This is a genomic window from Acutalibacter sp., assembly GCF_056800975.1.
Map to the genome: position 1 here is coordinate 1 of NZ_JBQISV010000040.1, position 18450 is coordinate 18450.

Consider the following 18450-nt stretch of genomic DNA (forward strand, 5'->3'; position numbering starts at 1 on the left):
ACTCGTCCGCGTCCAGCTGAAGAGCCTGCTGCTCCCCTGCCGCCCGGCAGGCCCACAGGCGAATGATCTCTCCACAATACCCGCCGGTGGGGTACACCTCTCCCAGAGACACATAGTTTTCTCCCCGGGTGCCGGTCTCCTCCAGCTGCTCCCGTTTCATGGCCTCAAAGGGGTCCTCTCCGGGCTCCAGCTTACCGGCAGGCAGCTCAAGCAGCACCTTGTGGTAGGGGTAGCGGAACTGCCGGACAAAAATCAGCTCGTTCTTCTCTGTCAGCACCGCCACACAGACCCCGCCGGGATGGTCCACTACCTCCCGGCTGGCAGTCCGACCGTTTTCCAGCTCTACCTGGTCCACATGGACATGGATGATGCGGCCGTTATATATTTCTTTTGTGCTGAGGGTCTTTTCAAACAGCTTCATATTGCTGCACTCCTTCTATACTTGTAGTCTCCTGGTTTGACTGACAGAGCCTTATGGACACAAAAGCTCTCCGATGCCAGGGTCAAAAAATCCCAGACCCAATTGATGGGCAAGGCTTTTTGCTAGGGCGCAGGCCTCTCCGGCGGCTGACCAGGCAAAGCCCGCGTAGATCATCTCCCGGCCAAAGGAATAGTCTGCCGTCCGGCTCTCAAAATCCTCAAGCTGGTCGGGGTCAGGGGAAAATTCTCCGTTCATAGGGGGAAAGTCCTCCTTCATTGCCAGAAACCAGCTTTGAAGCAACGGCGAACACACCTTAACTGAGCGATAGTCGTGGTCCTCCTCCCATTCCACCTGCCGCTCATACCATTTCATAAAGCCGGACTTGGGCCTGGGAGCCTTCTCCCCCTCAAAAACCATCAGGTCATAGCTCATATAAGTCTCCTCCTCAGCTTTGGGTAAGACTGTTCATCACCAGGCCAGTAATGAGCTTGGGATAGAAATAGGTGGATTTCTGGGGCATCTTCTCCCCGCAGGCGGCAACCGCGCCAATCTCCTCCACCCGGGTGGGATTGAGAAGAAAACAGCAGCAGCTCTCCCCCCTGTCCACAGAAGACACCGCCTCTTCTGTGGAGCGGGTATAGGTGAGGTTTCTCTGGGCCGCCATGTTTTCCTTATCAATGCCTAACAGCTTTTCTAGAATCAGGCTGTGGAGAATGGTCACATCCAGCCCCCGGTAAGCAGCGGAGGCCTGGGGCAGCAGCTCCTCTATCACCGCCGGATCTTTTAGGATCAAACAATGCCAGCTGGTCCCGTCATAGCAGGCAAAGGCGTGCTGGCCCTGACTGTAGGCCTTGTCCAGGGATTGCTGGGCCTGCTCCCGGTTCTGCACCGGCTCCACCTGGAACCAATCCTCGCTTTTCCGCAATATGGCCGGGCAGTCGAAGCCATCCAGGCCCCGCACCAGCCGGTGGGTGGGAAACACCACCAGCCCCTGGTCAGCCATGTCCGCCAGCATCATCATGACAAAGTCCGCTCCTGGGCAGGTAATGCCCTGCTCCTTTAGGTGGCGGCGGTAGTTCAGGGCCGTCTCATACCGGTGGTGGCCGTCGGCAATATAGAGCTTTCTCCCGGCAAAGTCCTCCTGAATGGCGGCAATGGCCACAGTGTCGTTAACCACCCACAGCCGGTGGGTCACCAGCCCGTCAGAAAAGGCATAGCGAGGGGCGCAGGTCTCTGTCAGACTGTCCAGGCGCTGGCGGGTCATATGACCCGGGTCCTGATAAAGAGAGTATATCTGGCTGAAATTGCAGTGGGTGGCGTCCATCAGCCGGAACCGGTCCTCTTTGGCCTTGCTCAGGGTCTCCTCATGGGGAAGCACCACCCCGGCGGCAAACTCCTCCAGCTTCACCCAGCAGATCAGCCCCCGCAGGCGGCGGGTCTCCCCCTTGTCCACCTGGGTGAGAAATTCCTGCTCATAGATGTACAGCCCCGGGTCCATGTCCGTCTTCAGAATGCCCTCCTCCATCCACTGGTTCAGGGTCCGGGCAGCTTCCCCATAGGGGTCCTCTCCCTTGGGCAGTTCCAGACGAATGACATTGCGGGGGTTGCGGGCGAGAAATTCTTCCCTCTGCTCCTCGCTGATAATATCATAGGGCGGGCAGGTGAGTTCTTCGATCCTCCCGGCCTTTTCCAGGTCATAGCGCAGGGCGTGAAAGGCTCTGATCTCCGCCATACTGATTTCCTCCTTCGATTGGATTGGGAGCAGTCCGGGCCTTTGACAGCCGGACTGCCTTCCCTGAGCGCACAGCGGCACGCTATCGCGTGAATGTACGCGTGGGTACATTATAACACAATCAGGAGAAGATGAAAAGAGGGTAACGGAATGGGGAATTTGCAGTGGAGACCTGGCAATACAAGTGGGAAAATTACAATAAAACAAGTATTTTAAAGAATAGAAGATCCTGCCGGTAAGCCCGGCGGCAGTTCTTCTGCCAGTGTCAAACTAACTGCCAGACACCCTGACTTGTGCGCGGCGCGATGCCAAAGAGCCATACAATTCTGACTGGCCTCACAGATTTTACAAAAAATAAACATTTTTCTGCCATAATTGAAAAAAGTAGTTGCAGTGTCAACTAAACTGCGGTATAATAACCCTGCATACATCAAAAAAGAAAACCAGCCCCAAGGAGTCCCCTATGAAAACCATTTTTGCCTACCTGAAGCCCTTTGTCCCCCGTATGACGCTGGGCCTCACCATCAAATTCATCGGCTCAGCCGTAGAGCTGCTGCTGCCCTGGATTCTGTCCTACATGATCGACGAGGTGGCCCCCACCAAGGACATGACCCGCATTGCCTGGTGGGGCGCGGCCATGGTGCTGGCCGCTCTTACTGCCTGGGTCACCAATATTCTGGCCAACCGTATGGCCGCTTGGGTGGCCCAGCACACCACCCAGGCCATCCGCCACGATCTGTTCGCCAGAATATCAGAGCTCTCCTGCGGGCAGATTGACGAGTTCTCCATCCCCTCCCTGGAATCCCGACTGACCACCGACACCTATCAAATCCACCAAATGCTGGGCATGATGCAGCGCATCGGTGTGCGGGCCCCTATTCTGCTGGTGGGGGGCATTCTGGTCACCCTCACCCTTGACCCGGTGCTGACTCTGGTGCTGGTGTGCACCCTGCCCTTTATTGCCGTGCTGGTGTATACGGTCTCTAAAAAGGGTGTGCCCCTGTATACCCACTTACAGCAGGGGGTAGATTCCATGGTCCGCACTGTGCGTGAGACTATCTCTGGCATTCGGGTCATCAAGGCTCTGTCCAAGGTGGACTATGAAAAGGAGCGCTTTGCCGGGGTGAACGCCGGGGTTTCTGCCAGAGAGACCAAGGCCGGCATGACCATGGCTCTGACCAATCCCCTGATGAACCTGTTTTTGAACCTGGGCCTTACTGCTGTTATCATTGTAGGCGCTTTCCGGGTAAACGAGGGGTTGACTCAGCCGGGAAAGATCATTGCCTTTTTGAGCTACTTCACCATCATTCTCAACGCCATGATGGCCATGACCCGTATTTTCGTCTCCTTCTCCCGCAGCTCTGCCAGCGGCAACCGGATTGCTCAGGTGCTCTCCACCCCGGCGGGCCTGCCTCTGCGGCCGGGGCGGCAGGAGGACTCCCCCTATCATGTGGAGTTTGACCATGTCACCTTTTCCTACAACAAAAAGGAGCCAAATGTGGAAGACATCAGCTTCTGCCTGCGGGCTGGTGAGACTTTGGGTATAATCGGGGCCACAGGCTGCGGCAAGTCCACTCTGGTCAACCTGCTGATGCGCCTGTATGACGCGGACCAGGGAAGGGTGGCCATCAACGGCCGGCCCATTGCCTCCATTCCCCCTGAGGAGCTGCACACCAAGTTTGGAGTGGTGTTTCAGAACGACGTGCTCTTTGCCGACACCCTGCGGGAGAACATCGCCTTTGGCAGAAATCTGACCGACGAGGAAATTGAAAAGGCCGCCCGCTGCGCCCAGGCCATGGAGTTCATCTCCGGCCTGCCCGACGGCTTTGGGCATATGCTTACCTCCAAGGGCACCAATCTCTCCGGCGGGCAGAAGCAGCGGGTGCTCATTGCCCGGGCCCTGGCCGGCGCCCCGGAGTTCCTGGTGCTGGACGACTCCTCTTCGGCTCTGGACTACCGCACAGACGCGGCCCTGCGCCAGGCCCTGCGCCAGGAGTATGCCGGGGTGACCACAGTCATCATTGCCCAGCGGGTGAGCTCCATTCTCCACGCAGACCATATTCTGGTGCTGGACGAGGGAAAAGAGCTGGGCTATGGCACCCATGAGGAGCTGATGGAGAGCTGCCCGGTCTACCGTGAAATCGCTGTGTCCCAGATGGGGCAGGGTGACGATGCTTCCAATCCGCAAGTCCGGCAAAGCGACGCCTGCCAACATGAACCTGGCACGCAAAACGTACACAGCGTGAAAGAAGGGAGGAATGACTGATGCCGCCGCGTTTTATGCCCCGGGGCCCGATTGAAAAGCCCAAGGACCGCAAAAAGGTACTTCTTCGCCTGTGGAGCTACATATACGCCCATAAATTCATGGCGCTGGCCGCTCTGGCTCTTACGGTTTCCAGCAATCTGCTGGCCCTGCTGGGGCCCTGGCTCTCAGGCCGGGCCATTGACGCCATTGGCCTGGAAAAGGGCGGGGTAGACTTTACCTCGGTGTTCTTCTTCTGCGGGCTGATGGTGCTGTTCTACGCCATCTCCTCAGGACTCTCCTACCTGCTGTCCATCCTCATGATTCAGCTCAGCCAGAAGATTGTGCGGGAGATGCGCCAGCAGGTATTCGACCGGCTGACCCTTCTGCCGGTAAAATATTTTGACCAGCACCAGACCGGCGACATTGTCAGCCACCTGTCCTACGACATTGACACGGTGAACGCCTCCCTGTCCAATGACCTGCTGCAGATTGCCGCCAGCGCCATCACCGTGCTGGGGTCCCTGATTATGATGATCGCCATTTCTCCCATGCTGGTGCTGGTGTTTGCGGTGACCATCCCCCTGTCGGTGCTGTTTACCCGGTACATGACCAAAAAGGTGCGGCCCCTGTTCCACAAGCGTTCGGTGATGCTGGGTGAGCTCAACGGCTTTGTGGAGGAGATTATCAGCGGCCAGAAGACCACCAAGGCCTACCACCAGGAGGCCACCCAGACCGCCCGGTTCGACAAAAAGAACCAGGCGGCGGTGGACGCCTACTACAACGCCGACTACTACGGCGCCATGACCGGCCCCTCGGTGAACTTCATCAACAACCTGTCTCTGGCCTTTATCAGCATTTTCGGGGCAGTGCTGTTCCTTTTGCAGCGCATCTCCATTGGCGACCTGTCCAGCTTTGTGCTGTACTCCCGGCGGTTCTCAGGGCCGATCAACGAGATGGCCAACATTGTCAGCGAGCTTCAGTCAGCCTGTGCGGCGGCAGAGCGGGTATTCGACCTGATGGACCAGCCCACTGAGCCCGCCGACGCCTCCGGCGCGGTTGAGCTGTCCCACACAGAGGGGGACGTGCGCATGGAGGAGGTGCGCTTTGGCTACGACCCGGAGAAGACCATCATCCACGGCCTGAACCTCCACGCCGCCCCTGGGGAGCTGACTGCCATTGTAGGCCCCACCGGCGCGGGAAAGACCACCCTGATCAATCTGCTTATGCGCTTTTACGACCCGGACCAGGGGCGCATCACCCTGGACGGCAGGGATATTCAGGACATTACCCGCAAGAGCCTGCGGCTCTCCTACGCCATGGTGCTTCAGGATACCTGGCTGTTTACAGGCACCATCTTTGAGAACCTGGCCTACGGCAAAAAGGACGCCCGCCGGGAGGATGTGGAAGCAGCGGCCAAGGCGGCCCGCATCCACCGCTACATTATGGCCCTGCCCCAGGGGTACGACACCATTCTGGACGAGAACGGCATCAACATCTCCCAGGGACAGAAGCAGCTGCTGACCATTGCCCGGGCCATGCTGCTGGACGCGAAAATGCTGATTCTGGACGAGGCCACCTCCAATGTGGACACCCGCACCGAGCAGCAGATTCAGGCGGCCATGCGCACCCTGATGAAGGATAAGACCTGCTTTGTCATTGCTCACAGGCTCTCCACCATTCAGAACGCCAACAACATTCTGGTGGTGCGGGACGGAGATATTGTGGAGCAAGGCACCCACCGGCAGCTGATGGAAAAGGCCGGATTCTATGCCAGCCTGTATAACTCCCAGTTTCAGTGAGAGGCCGGGCTGCAAAAACATTCCACAGATTTCTGCAAAGCATGTGAAAAAGCCTCCGGCTTAAACCGGAGGCTTTTTGCTTGCCGTCATTTTCCCGGCAGGCCAACTCATGCCTACAGCAGATAGTTGTTTTCCCGGTTCGCGGCCTGCACGGCGGCAAGCCGGTAAGAGGCGTAGCCTCCGGCAACCAGGGGCTCCTGGGCGCAGAGGGCTTCTGCCTCCTCTTTGCTTGCCGCATTCAGAATATACATGCCGGCCATTCCCGGCCAGCCCTTGAGCACGCCGCAGAACACCAGCCTGCCCTCATCATCCAGCCTGCGCAGGTTTTCCACATGCTCTGTCACGATCTTTTTGGTCATTCGGTTATAGGTCTTGCTTTTCTCAAGCATCACCAGGTACAGCGGGTTTTCCATAGAGGCTCCTCCTTTGCGGTTTCTGTTGCTTCTGACTTGGGAAGGAGAGCGGCTGTAAGCGGGCCGCTTTCCTTTTGATTATATCATATTGTGCCTCTGCGTCAACCAAGAATCACCAGGCGTTCACCTGATATTCACATTTCCGCGCTATACTGTACCCGGCAAAACAGCGGCTATCGTCAACGCGAAGCAGCAGAGCCCCTTGCCGCAAAGCCGGTGTATACCGGTTTTCGTCGCGTTTGCTGCATTTTACAGCCGGAACCAGGGGAAAACGGGACATGATGGGAAAAGAAGGTCCTTTTTCTGAAAAAACTTCTCTCTTTCCCTCAAATCCCCCAGAGTCTGTTTGAAAACAGGCTCTGGCTGTACTTGACAAAAACCAGGTTTTTTGTCATACTATAGGGAGCTTCAAAAAACAGGAGGAATCACGGAAATGGTAGAGGTCAGGAACCTGACAAAGCGCTACGGCGCGAACCTGGCGGTGGACCATGTGAGCTTTACGATCGAGGAGGGCTCGATTGTGGGCTTCCTCGGTCCCAACGGCGCAGGCAAATCCACCACCATGAACATTATCACAGGCTATCTCTCGGCTACCGAGGGCAGCGTTACCGTTTCGGGCAAAAATACGCTGGACGACCCCAATGAGGTGAAAAAGCTCATCGGTTATCTGCCTGAGCAGCCCCCCCTTTATCTGGATATGACGGTAAAGGAGTACCTCAACTTTGTCTACGAGCTGAAAAAGGCCAGCCAGCCCCGCCAGCAGCATTTGGAGGAGATTTGCAAGCTGGTGAAAATCGACAATGTATACAACCGCCTGGTGGGGAACCTCTCCAAGGGCTACAAGCAGCGGGTGGGCATTGCCCAGGCTCTCATCGGCAACCCCCCTGTGCTGATTCTGGACGAGCCCACAGTGGGCCTGGACCCCAAGCAGATTATTGAGATACGCACCCTCATCAAGAATCTGGGCCGCAACCATACGGTGATTCTCAGCTCCCACATCCTGCCCGAGGTGCAGGCAGTGTGCGAGCGCATTATTGTCATCAACAACGGCAAGCTGGTGGCCGACGGAGCCACCGACACCCTGGCCCATGACCTTTCTCACGACCACCGGCTGATTCTCCGGGCCGAGGGGCCCGAGCGGGAGATTCTCCACGCCATTGAGGCTATGGAGAAGGTGGTGGACGTTTACTCCATGGGCGAGAAGGAGCCCGGCGCCTTTGACTTCAGTGTGGAGTCTGACATGGATGTGGACATTCGCCGGGACCTGTTTGCCCTGATGGCCCGCAACGGCTGGCCAGTGCTGGGCCTGAAAAACACTGACCTCACCCTGGAGGACCTGTTCCTGCAGCTGACCAGCACGGACGCCGGGGCCCATGCCGGCGACGGGAAAGGAGAGCAATAAACCATGATAGCAGTATTCAAGCGGGAGCTCCGCTCCTATTTCAATTCCCCCATTGGCTATGTGTGCGTAGCCGCCCTTACCGCCCTTTACGGCCTGTTCTATTTTATGGTTATGGCAGGGGGCTCGTCCAGCTTTATCTCCCGGTATGTCTATGGCTCCATGTTCAGCTTTTCCATGCTGGTCATCCCCATTATCACCATGAAGAGCCTTACCGACGACCAGAAGAACAAAACCGACCAGATTCTGCTCACTGCGCCGGTGGGCGTTACGGCTATTGTCATCGGCAAATTTCTTGCCAGCCTGTTTGTGTTCTTCCTGGCCTCTACCATCGGCCTGCTGCCCGCAGTGGCCATGAGCTTCTTCTCCTCCCCCAGCTGGGGCGAGATTCTGGGCAACTATATCGGCACCCTGCTCTATGGCGGGGCCATGATCTCCATCGGCGTATTCATTTCCAGCCTGACCATCAGCCAGATTATCGCCGCCATCGGCACCTTTGCCGTGTCGGTGTTCCTGATGTATATTGATTCTCTGGCCTCCTCCATCAACAATGGGCTGGTGGCCACTGTGGTGGGCTGGATCTCCTTCAGCAGCCGCTACAGCATTTTCACCCAGGGACTGTTCAGCGTGTCCAGCGCGGTCTTCTTCCTCAGTGTCATGGCGATTTTCGTGTTCCTCACCGCCCGCCGCATTGAGAGCCGCCGTTGGAGCTAAAAGACCCGGCAGCGCAGAAAGCGGCCCGCTGTCCGCATTTATAAAAGACCCGGGACAGCGGCTTGCAGACAAGTCCCTCTGTCAGATTATTAAAGAAATATACTTCGCGGCCGGACACAGCGGCCCTGCGAGAAAGGAAAGTGGATACAGCAATGGACGAAAACAAGCAGAACCAGGAGAACCTGGAGCCCATAGAGGAGACAGCGGATAGCCCGGCCTCCCAGCCGGCGCCTGAGCCCGGCCCCGGCCCTGAAAAAAAGGCCTCGGTGTTCCAGGGCAACAAATTCAAGCGGGGAGGCATGGCTACTGTTATGAGCGTGGTGTTCATCGCCATTGTGGTGGTGATCAACCTGCTGGTCTCCCTGCTCTCCGAGCGCTTCCCCTCCATGAACATTGACCTGACCGCCCAGAAGATGAACACCCTCTCGGACCAGGCCATAGAGATTGCCGGCAAGGTGGAGCAAGACACCACCATCTATCTTATCGGCAAGGAGGACGCCTACCGCAACGACGGCATCTACTCCAACTACGGCCTGAAGTACAGCCAGGTGGCCAATCTGGCCGAGCGTCTGGCCGAGGCCAACAGCCACATCAAAGCAGAGTTTATTGACCCGGACACCAACCCGGAGTTTATCAGCAGCTACACCGGCGAGACCCTGATCACCGGCCGGGTGCTGGTGCGCACAGAAAAACGCTACCGGGTCCTCACGGTAGACGACATGTTCTCCATGTCCCAAAACCAGAGCACCGGCGCTACCGAGCAGTATTCCAATGTAGACAGCGCATTGGCCGGAGCCCTGGAGATGGTGAACATGGACAAGGTGCCGGTAATCGCCATTGCCACCGGCCATGGCGAGCTGCTGACCAGCGATGGCATGGGGGCTTTTCTGGACCTGATGGAGAGCCAGAACTTTGAGTACAAAGAGGTAGACCTGCTTACAGAGGACATGCCCGAGGACACCCAGCTGCTCATGATTCCTACCCCCACTACAGACTATACGGACGAGGAGCTGGAAAAGATCCGGGCCCTGCTGGCGGACGAGACCCGCCAGGAGTCCATTGCCCTGCTGGTCACCTTCCACCCCACCCAGAACCAGCTGCCCAAGCTCAGCAGCTTTTTGGAGGAGTGGGGCGTCTCGGTGCAAAGCGGCGCTATGGTGGCTGAGAGCGACAGCTCCCGCTATGTGTCCGCCAACCCCTCCTATGTTGTGGTGAACGCGGTGGGCAAGGCCTTGGAGAGCAACACCTATGACCGCCTGATCTGCCCCATGAGCCTGCCCATTGAGATTTTGTTTGAGGGCAACGGCGACGTGGGCGTAGAGGCCCTGCTGAGCACCTCTCCCGCAGCCTTTGTGGTCACAGAGAACAGCTCTCAGGAGGAGCTGGAGAACCCGGAGAGCACCGCCGAGCAGGTGGTGGCTACCCGTTCCTCCACCTTGGCCCAGTTTGGCAACAGCTTCCGCTATCGCAGCGTAATTGTGTTTGGCTCCTCTTATATGTTCACCGACACCTTTTTGCAGACTGCCTTTGACAACAGCCGCTATGTCACTGACCTGATGAAATTCGCTACCGACACCGACGGCAGCGAGGTAACGGTTATGACAGAGCGGGTGCAGACCAATATTGTGGACGTAACCGCCTCTCAGAGCACCATTACTGTGCTGGGGCTGGGGGTGTTCACCATTGGCCTGCCGGTGCTGATGCTGGCGGCAGGCCTGTGCATCTTCCTGAAGAGGAGGCACCTGTAATTTCATGAAGAAGACCGGGAAATATATTATCATTATGCTGGCAGTGCTGGTGGTGTTGGGCGGCGCGTTTGCGGCCCTCCGGCTTTTGCCCACAGAGAACGAGGAGACGGACTCCTCCTCTTCCGCCTCCTCCGAAGCTTCAGCCAGCGAGCCCATTCTGGACAAGGACATGGCTGAGGTGGCCTCGGTAGAGGTGGTGAACCAGGAGGACAGCTATACCCTGCTGCCGGTGAAAAGCGCCGGCGAAACAGTGGAGTTCACCCTGGACGGCTATGAGGACTATGACCTGAACACTGCCCTGCTCACTTCCAATGTGCGCACTCTGGTGGAGCTGAAAGCGGTCAAGGACCTGGGCGGCCAGGAGAACCTGAACGCCTTTGGCCTGGGCTCCGGTGCGCCGGAGGTTACGCTGAACTATACCAGTGGGGGCAGCGACAAGCTGGTTCTGGGCGACAACGCTGCCGAGTCGGTGGGCAAATATGTGCTCAAGGACGGCGTTGTGTATGTGATCTCCGGCGTGCCGGTGAATCTATTTGAGAGCAAATTCTCCTATTTCAACACAGAGCTCTACTCGGTGGCTGACCGTATGGAGATAACGGAGGATGAAAACGGAGAGGAGAAGGAGACCGTCGGGCTGGATATTCTGTACAGCATGACCCTCTCCGGCGCCCAGTACCCGGAGCCTGTCAACATTGAGTACACCTCCCGGGCCACCAGCAATTATTTGATCACCACCCCCATCACTGCCGAGAGCGGCAACTCTACCTTTGAGACCCTGATGACCGCTCTGAAGACCCTCACCGCTTCTGCTGCGGTAGACGCCGGGATTACAGAGGAAAAGCTGGAGCAGTACGGCCTTTCAGAGCCAGAAGCTGAGATCAGCTTTAACATGAACGACAGCGAGCACACCCTGGCTGTCAGCGCCGAGGACGCGGAGGGAAACCGCTACCTGCTGGCAGACGGCCGGGACGTGGTCTATCAGGTGTCCGGCGCCACTGTGGAGGCCTGGGCTGAGAGCAGCATCTCCAAGCTGCGCATGAGCTATGTGTGGATACCCAATATCAAAAACGTGAAAAAGCTCACCGTGACAGTGGACGGGGACCAGGTCCATGCATATCACATTACCCGTACCAAAAACGAGGAAAAGTCCACAGAGAGCAATATTCAATATGACCTAAGCATTGAAAATGCCGGGGGCGAAGCCGTGGATTACGACGAGGGCTACCAGCCCTTCTACCAGGCAGTAATCAGTCTGGCTGTGTTCTCTCAGGAGGAATCCTCTTACAGCGGCACAGCGGATGTGAAGGTTGTGTACGAGTATTTTGACGGGGGCAGCGACACCCTGGAGCTCTATAAGCTGGCAGACTCCAACCGCTATGCCGCTGTGCTCAACGGAGGCTTCAACGGTCAGGTGCGGAGCAGCGAGGTCACTGCCATGCTGGATCAGATTCCGTAAGCTGCCCTCTCTGAAAAGGACATGCCCGGAATGCCGGAAAAAGGAGAAAACTATGAAAAAAGTATTTTGCGCGCTGTTGGCTCTGGCGCTGACAGCCTGCGTGCTGGGGGGGTGCAGTCAAAAGGAGGAGGATACCTCCTCCCTCTCCCAGACCTCCTCTACAGCCCCTGTGGAGGAAGTGCAGAGCCGCCGCATCAGCGTGGTGCAGTATATAGAATATGCCCCTATGGACGAGGCCCGGGAGGCCTTTATGAGCCGCCTGGACGAGTGGGGCCTGGATGACGGTAAAATGCTGGTAGACTACCAGAACGCCGGAGGCGACGGAGCCAAGGCCGCTGAGATTTGTAAAAAGCTGGTGGAGGAGAAGGCAGACGTGATTGTTGCCATCTCCGCGCCGGCTGCCAAGGCGGCTGCCAAGGCCGCTGAGGGCTCTGAGACCAAGGTGGTGTTTTTGGGTGTGGGCAATGCCTCGGCTGATGTGGGACTGAAAAACCTGACCCAGCCTGAGGGCAATGTCACCGGCGTGGCAGACGCCCCCTCGGCCCAGAGCGTCATGGAGCTGGCCCGGCAGGTAGACCCCGGTCTGGCCACAGCAGGCCTGCTCTACGACCCCAGCTGCCCCTTGGGAGAGACCTATGTGCAGCGGTTCAAGGACTACTGCGCTGAGAACTCCATTACAGTGGTGGAGGGCCAGGTGGCCAACGCCGGCGAGGTACAGCAGCGCATGACTGAGCTGTGCGCCCAGGCCGACGCAGTGTTCACCCCGGTGGACAGCACCATAGCCTCAGCTGCCGCGGACGCTGCCGCAGCAGCCTCGGCAGCTGGAAAGCCCTGGTATGCCTGCACCCAGGACCTGGTGCGCCAGGGAGCCATGGCCTGTGTGGGCATTGACTATACCGAGGCAGGCAACCGGGCGGCGGACATGGCGGTCCAGCTGGCGGCAGGCCGGGAGGCTTCCAGCCTGCCGGTGTACTCCTTTGGCAGCGGTCAGGTCAGCGTCAATCAGGACACCATGGCGGCTTTGGCTGCGGATATTCCGGAGGAGGTGCTGAGCACTGCCATCTACTGTGCTCCTGCCGCTGATACCGGCGCAGAGGCCTGATCGTTCCGTCAAGGCAGAATCAGCATAAAAAAGAAATGACCCTTTCCCTCAGGAGAGCGGTCATTTTCTTTTTTAGTCATAAAGCAGATATGTCCGGCTCAAGAAGAATCTCAAGGCCCCATAACAAGTGTGATGTTTTATCAGCATCTGCCGGTTTTGCGACAGCGTCAACCACAGCAGCCCAAGATGACTTGTGAAAAAATATCACCTAATCCACTATATATTCCAATGCTTTTGACAGTCCACCCCCAAGACTGGTATTCTAAAGAAATACTGAATCAGCAGACCGCCATCGGGGCGCCGGTCATGCGGATTGTCTCATGGCCGGCCTGCGGGAAGGGGCAATCATTATGGCAAACATTCAGGCCAGAAAAAACAAGGAGGGCAAAATCATCTCCTACAGCATCCGTGTCTACCGGGGCAGAGACCCGGAGACCGGGCGGCAGCTCACCCCCTACTCCTGTACCTGGCGGGTGCCAGAGGGCTGGGGCTGTAAGCGCGCCCGCCGGGAGGCGGAAAAGCAGGCGGTACTCTTTGAGCGCCGCTGTCGCCAGGAGGGCACTGCCGGGGGCAGACAGACCTTTGCCGAGTATGCGGAATATGTGCTCAGCTGCAAAACCACCATGGGCATGAAGCATCTTACAGAGATCCACTACCGGCAGAGCCTGAACCGGGTCCTCCCGACGCTGGGACCCATGAAGCTCTGCGACATCCGGCCCCAGCACCTGAACCTTCTGTATCAGGCTCTCTCCTCCCCTGAGGCCCGCAATGACAATGAGATGGCCCAGGTCAAGCCCCTGCTGTGGCGGACCCTGGAGGAACGGGGCGTGGTGGGAGACCTGCCGGTAAAGGGCGGCGGCAGGGTGAGCCTGGCGCGCCTGCGGGAGGGAAAGACCATCAAGCCCGCTACAGCGCAACGCATTGCCGGAGCCCTGGACATGCCCATGAGCAGCCTGTTTACTTTGGTGCGGCAGGAGAAGACCCTCAGCTCCCGCACTGTTATGAACTGTCACCTGCTGGTCTCCGCTGTGCTGGGCCAGGCAGAAAAGGAGCTGCTCATTCCCTACAACCCGGCCCGCCGGGCTGTCCCCCCAAAGCGGGGAGAGGGCATGGACCCCAACTATTTTCAGGAGGAGCAGGTGGGGGCCATTCTCAATGCCTTAGAGTCAGAGCCCATCAAATGGCAGGCAGCGGTGAATCTTCTGCTGGCCTCCGGCTGCCGGCGGGGCGAGTTGCTGGGGCTGAAATGGGAGAAGGTGGACTGGGAACGCCGTTCCATCAGAATAGACTGCGCCATGCACTATGCCCCGGACCGGGGGCTCTATGAGGGTCCCCCAAAAACCCGGGACTCTGTCCGCAGCATCCGTCTGCCCCAGGAGACCATGGACCTGCTCCGCCAGTATCAACGCTGGCAGCGGGAGGAGGCCCTCTGCCAGGGCAGCCGCTGGCAGGCCTCCCCCTACATTTTCACAGGCGAGCACGGGGGCCCCATGAACCCCTCTCAGCTGGGCAACTGGCTCACCCGATTTGAAAAACGCCGGGGCCTCCCCCACCTGAACCCCCACGCCTTTCGCCACACCATGACTAGCCTTTTGCTGTTCAGTGGGGTAGACAGCATCAGCGTCAGCCACCGGCTGGGGCATTCCAGCGTAGCCACTACCACCAATATCTACGGGCATATCATGCAGCAGGCTGAGGACAAAATCAGCGGGCGCATGGAGGAAATCATTGCCCGGGCAAAAACAGAGGCGGCAGATCAGAGGGAATAAGGGGTAAAAATGTCCCAAAACAGGCCTGAATGTAAAATTTCAGGCCTGTTTTTTGTTAAAATCACAGCGATTTTCAGCAAAATTGCCGAGCCCTCCCCCATCCTTTTTGACCCTCCCCGACCTCTGTCAACCTTAGCGCGAGCCATACGAAAATCAACCGAAAACTTATTCCACAGGCTGTTGAATCAATGTTGAACCCAGTGAAAAACCCCGAAAAAATGGCAGATTCGTCAATTTTTCCACCGAAAAGGCCCAGAATGTGGAAAAAACCGGGCGCCAGTTGAACAAAAGTTGAACGATACCGCCTAAAACCCTTAAAACCCCCAGAAAATCCGCCGCTGCGGCTTGAGAATGCGAGTATATAGTTAACTTCCACTCCCCGGCGAAGGGGCCGGAGAGAATCTAAAATCTAAGAGGGTTGAAAACATGAACAAAAGCAAGTTTCTGAAGAAATCACTTGCAGCGCTCCTGGCCATTCTCATGGTCGCTGCAATGATTCCGATGAGCGCCTTTGCTGCGGAAGCTGACAAGATTCTTGTCGGCGGCGAGGAGGCAGTGCTTGACGGCGAAAGCTATGCTGTCACGCTGGCTCACACCAGCGAAAGCGTTGCGACCGAGCTGGCTAAGGTGCAGATCGAGCTGAAAAGCGACGCCGGCACCTCTGTAGCCATTTACGGCGCAAACAACCGCCAGATCGGCACCAGCCTGACTGGCCGGCCGGGCACTGCCAATGCAAAGAGCAGTCCCTTCAATCTGAAGACTCTGGCTATCACCAAGCCGGAGACCGGCAGTTTTGGCGTTTACACGCTGCAGCTGAAGGTCACCGACAAGGGCGCCGAGCCCAAGACCTACCCCCTGACCATCACTGTGGAGCAGCGGGCGGCCAGCGGCGACACCACCATTGCTGAGGTGAAGGCCAAGAAGGGCACCATTGTCTCCGCTGTGGTGGACAACACCGCTCACACCATCGTCATCACCAAGCCCCTGAACGTTGCTAAGGTGCAGTTGGCTAAAACGGATATCGTGACTGCCGACAAGGGCGCTGATGTTGCCATTGGCGCGGGCGACAATACCACAGAGCTCACTGTGACCGCTGAGAACAAAGCTTCTCAGAAGTACACTGTCAGCTATGTAATTGAGCCCATCTTCGACTCCTTCTCCATTCCTGGCATGATTGGCTATGAAATCAAGGAGGGTGCTACCGCTGGTCAGGTGACTGTGGATGTAGTGGTCTCCTACGACACTCCTATTGCCACTGCTGATCCCATCATTGCTACCTACACCCCTTCCAGCAATGTGAAGACCATTAAGAATGGCTCTGCTAGCAACACGGCCTATGACCGCGACAATGGAAAAGCCAGCAGCGGCCTTGCTAACCTGGAGCATACTGTGGTGAATGCGAATGGTAATGTTGCCGCCCACACCAACATTGCGTTGACAGTTGAAACCGACAACGCTGCTACTGGCACTGTCAACGTGCGCATCTTCAAGGAGAAGAACACCAAGGCTGAGCTGAAGAGTGTTGGCATTGGCGACATTGAGCAGGCTCCGCAAGGCGGCAGTGGCGGTGGCTCTACCAGAGCAGCCGGCGCTGTCACCTACACCCAGAGCAACATCGAGGTGGTTGGCTCCAACAAGACCATCGTGGTTGGTTCTGCCAGCGCTGCTGAGGACCTGGACAAAATTGCTCTGAAGCTGAATGTTTCTGAGAATGCCAAGGTTACCATTGTCAATCCTTATAAGGACTTCCCGCTCGCTAAAACTATCGATGATGAGGACGGGAATGGTGAGGTTGAGTTCAAGCCCACTGCCCCTGCTACGACTGGCATTGATTTTGCCCAGTACGGCAGCACCAACCCCATGGAAGTTCTGGTGGAGAGCGCTGACGATTCTGAGGCAAACCGCTACTTCCTGACCTTTGCGACAAAGCCCGCCAACAAGGCTCCTGCTATCAGCGGCTTTGCTCTCATCGACGACGAGGGGAATGAGTACACTCCCAATTCCGCCGACGTTATTACCGTTCCTGCTAGCATTGACGATTCGACCGATTTGCTTACCGAGCTGACCAAGGCCACCGTTTCTACCAGCGATGGTGCTACTGTTGTTAGCTACAAGGGCACTGAAACCAAGGGTTCTAACCATGGTACAGCTATCGTGGGTGAGGTTCCAACCGCTTCTGCAAGTGGGTTCATCTCTGTCCTTGATACAACTGGCTATACTACAGAGCCTTATAAAGCTCCTGATAACGCTATTGCCGTGATTGAGCTTCACTCCTTCTACGGGGCTGATGGCGAGTATACTGCGGATAATAAGGACAACTGTGGCAAAGCCACCACACCTGTTTCTTCCAAGAAGGTTTACTACATCGTTCCCGAAGCGAAGAGCACCGATAACTCCATCCACGCCCTCACTGTCACCAACAAGGAGTTTGTGAGCGAGGTCAACGAGGACAACAAGTTTGAGGCCACCATTGACCAGGATAAGAAGTTGATCCGCCTCGAGGTTCCCTACAACTTTGCCGCCGATGCCGCCGAGAATCTGTATGTCTATGACTGGACCATCGGGGACAACGCTGATGTCGCGTACGTTGGTGGAAGCGGCGATGTTGACGTAGATGACAAATTTGATTTGACCAGCCTGGCCGACCAGACTACTGGCGGCAGAAAAATTACTATTGCTGCCTTCACTGATAACACCGAGACAAGTGGTGTTACTACCATTGCCCGCGAGGCTGAGTTCCTGAAGAGCATTGAGACCAATGGTGTTAAGGTTAAGGTCACCAGCCAGAACGGCGGCGATACGAAGACCTACCACCTGTACGCTGTGCGTGCCAACGCCAGCTCTGAGTGCGAGCTGAACAGCCTGACCAGCAAGACCGCCGGCGTGACCGCTGAGCTGGACACTGCGGTTGCCGGCCTGAACAACTACATCATCACTGTGCCCTACAGCTTCAACACCAAGGCCTATGATGAGAAGACCACCCCCTCCTTCGAGCTGGCTTTCGACGTGAGCAGCAATGCTACCGTTGAGAACGGCGCCACCAAGTGGGTTGCTCCTGGCCAGGAGACCAAGAAGTTCGCTGTTGCAGGCGGCAAGCTGCACTACAACGGCACCCCCATTGACGGCAAGAGCTTCAAGGTGGTTGCCGAGGACAGCAGCAGCAGCAAGACCTTCACCCTGGATATCAAGATTGCCCCGGTGGAGACCGACGCCACCATCGCCAGCGTGAAGGTTGGCGAGACCGAGGCCACTGCTGAGGAGAACGCTTACAGCGTGGTGCTGCCCTTCGGCTCTGACCTGAAGGAGCAGACCCTGACCATCGAGACCACCTCTCCTGTTGCGAAGGTGCAGATCGACGGCAAGGATTTCGACGCTGCCAAGAAGTACGACCTGAGCGTGGAGGGCGGCCTGAAGATCACCGTCACCGCTGAGGATGGCACTACCAAGAACGAGTACACCCTGACCGCTACGGTTGGCGAGGCCAGCAAAGAGGCCAAGATCGAGAGCCTGAGCGTAGGCGAGACCGAGGTTGCTGTTAGCGGCGCCGAGCTGTCTGTCAACCTGGGCGAGGAGGCTGACCTGACCAAGCAGACCCTGACCATCAAGGTCAGCGAGAACGCTACCTTCACCGTGAACGGCGAGGCTTACGAGG

13 protein-coding genes are annotated in these 18450 nt (G+C 57.3%); 9 read left to right on the forward strand and 4 right to left on the reverse strand.

The window, feature by feature from the left end:
• The 3 genes from ACTO5E_RS06115 to ACTO5E_RS06125 form a co-directional block, all read right to left on the reverse strand.
• Positions 1–421, reverse strand: a 421-nt coding sequence (locus ACTO5E_RS06115; protein ID WP_482302451.1) for an NUDIX domain-containing protein, incomplete at its 3' end; no start/stop codon positions are given.
• Between the two features lie 51 nt (positions 422–472).
• Positions 473–853, reverse strand: coding sequence for a hypothetical protein (locus tag ACTO5E_RS06120; protein WP_482302453.1), 381 nt, complete (start codon positions 851–853; stop codon positions 473–475).
• Positions 854–866: 13 nt separating this feature from the next.
• Entirely contained in the window at positions 867–2153 is a 1287-nt protein-coding gene (locus tag ACTO5E_RS06125; RefSeq protein WP_482302455.1) for a DUF1015 domain-containing protein, read from the reverse strand.
• A gap of 463 nt (positions 2154–2616) precedes the next feature.
• Between ACTO5E_RS06125 and ACTO5E_RS06130 the strand changes: the two genes are divergently transcribed.
• Positions 2617–4419 carry an ABC transporter ATP-binding protein gene (locus ACTO5E_RS06130; protein ID WP_482302456.1) on the forward strand — a complete coding sequence of 601 codons (1803 nt, stop codon included), beginning with the start codon at positions 2617–2619 and terminating at the stop codon, positions 4417–4419.
• The gene (locus ACTO5E_RS06135; protein ID WP_482302458.1) at positions 4419–6197 is read left to right on the forward strand and encodes an ABC transporter ATP-binding protein; all 1779 of its coding nucleotides are present in this window, start codon (positions 4419–4421) and stop codon (positions 6195–6197) included. Before ACTO5E_RS06130 ends, ACTO5E_RS06135 begins: the two co-directional genes overlap by 1 nt.
• 113 nt (positions 6198–6310) lie before the next feature.
• Here the strand turns inward: ACTO5E_RS06135 and ACTO5E_RS06140 are convergent, their stop codons facing one another.
• Positions 6311–6610 carry a YciI family protein gene (locus ACTO5E_RS06140; RefSeq protein WP_482302460.1) on the reverse strand — a complete coding sequence of 100 codons (300 nt, stop codon included), beginning with the start codon at positions 6608–6610 and terminating at the stop codon, positions 6311–6313.
• A gap of 433 nt (positions 6611–7043) precedes the next feature.
• On the opposite strand from ACTO5E_RS06140, the gene ACTO5E_RS06145 reads away from it, so the two are divergent.
• From ACTO5E_RS06145 to ACTO5E_RS06175, 7 genes are all read left to right on the forward strand, one after another.
• Positions 7044–8012, forward strand: coding sequence for an ABC transporter ATP-binding protein (locus ACTO5E_RS06145; protein ID WP_482302461.1), 969 nt, complete (start codon positions 7044–7046; stop codon positions 8010–8012).
• A 3-nt stretch (positions 8013–8015) separates the two neighbouring features.
• A complete protein-coding gene (locus ACTO5E_RS06150; RefSeq protein WP_482302462.1) occupies positions 8016–8723 on the forward strand; it encodes an ABC transporter permease in 708 nt (235 codons plus the stop codon).
• A 152-nt stretch (positions 8724–8875) separates the two neighbouring features.
• Positions 8876–10471 (forward strand): hypothetical protein, encoded by a 1596-nt coding sequence (locus ACTO5E_RS06155; protein WP_482302464.1) that lies wholly within the window; start codon positions 8876–8878, stop codon positions 10469–10471.
• Positions 10472–10475: 4 nt separating this feature from the next.
• Positions 10476–11927: a DUF4340 domain-containing protein gene (locus ACTO5E_RS06160; protein WP_482302466.1), complete on the forward strand. Its 1452-nt coding sequence runs from the start codon at positions 10476–10478 to the stop codon at positions 11925–11927.
• 52 nt (positions 11928–11979) lie between these two features.
• Positions 11980–13029, forward strand: a complete 1050-nt coding sequence (locus ACTO5E_RS06165) for an ABC transporter substrate-binding protein (protein WP_482302468.1) — start codon at positions 11980–11982, stop codon at positions 13027–13029.
• Positions 13030–13379: 350 nt separating this feature from the next.
• Positions 13380–14798, forward strand: coding sequence for a site-specific integrase (locus ACTO5E_RS06170; RefSeq protein ID WP_482302470.1), 1419 nt, complete (start codon positions 13380–13382; stop codon positions 14796–14798).
• A gap of 555 nt (positions 14799–15353) precedes the next feature.
• The coding region (locus ACTO5E_RS06175; RefSeq protein ID WP_482302471.1) for a cadherin-like beta sandwich domain-containing protein at positions 15354–18450 on the forward strand (3097 nt) is incomplete at its 3' end.

What these genes read in the sequence shown, in the direction of transcription:
- ACTO5E_RS06120 (WP_482302453.1), bottom strand. Translation starts at nt 853, where the DNA reads ATGAGCTATGACCTGATGGTTTTTGAGGGGGAGAAGGCTCCCAGGCCC.
- ACTO5E_RS06125 (WP_482302455.1), bottom strand. Translation starts at nt 2,153, where the DNA reads ATGGCGGAGATCAGAGCCTTTCACGCCCTGCGCTATGACCTGGAAAAG.
- ACTO5E_RS06130 (WP_482302456.1), top strand. Translation starts at nt 2,617, where the DNA reads ATGAAAACCATTTTTGCCTACCTGAAGCCCTTTGTCCCCCGTATGACG.
- ACTO5E_RS06135 (WP_482302458.1), top strand. Translation starts at nt 4,419, where the DNA reads ATGCCGCCGCGTTTTATGCCCCGGGGCCCGATTGAAAAGCCCAAGGAC.
- ACTO5E_RS06140 (WP_482302460.1), bottom strand. Translation starts at nt 6,610, where the DNA reads ATGGAAAACCCGCTGTACCTGGTGATGCTTGAGAAAAGCAAGACCTAT.
- ACTO5E_RS06145 (WP_482302461.1), top strand. Translation starts at nt 7,044, where the DNA reads ATGGTAGAGGTCAGGAACCTGACAAAGCGCTACGGCGCGAACCTGGCG.
- ACTO5E_RS06150 (WP_482302462.1), top strand. Translation starts at nt 8,016, where the DNA reads ATGATAGCAGTATTCAAGCGGGAGCTCCGCTCCTATTTCAATTCCCCC.
- ACTO5E_RS06155 (WP_482302464.1), top strand. Translation starts at nt 8,876, where the DNA reads ATGGACGAAAACAAGCAGAACCAGGAGAACCTGGAGCCCATAGAGGAG.
- ACTO5E_RS06160 (WP_482302466.1), top strand. Translation starts at nt 10,476, where the DNA reads ATGAAGAAGACCGGGAAATATATTATCATTATGCTGGCAGTGCTGGTG.
- ACTO5E_RS06165 (WP_482302468.1), top strand. Translation starts at nt 11,980, where the DNA reads ATGAAAAAAGTATTTTGCGCGCTGTTGGCTCTGGCGCTGACAGCCTGC.
- ACTO5E_RS06170 (WP_482302470.1), top strand. Translation starts at nt 13,380, where the DNA reads ATGGCAAACATTCAGGCCAGAAAAAACAAGGAGGGCAAAATCATCTCC.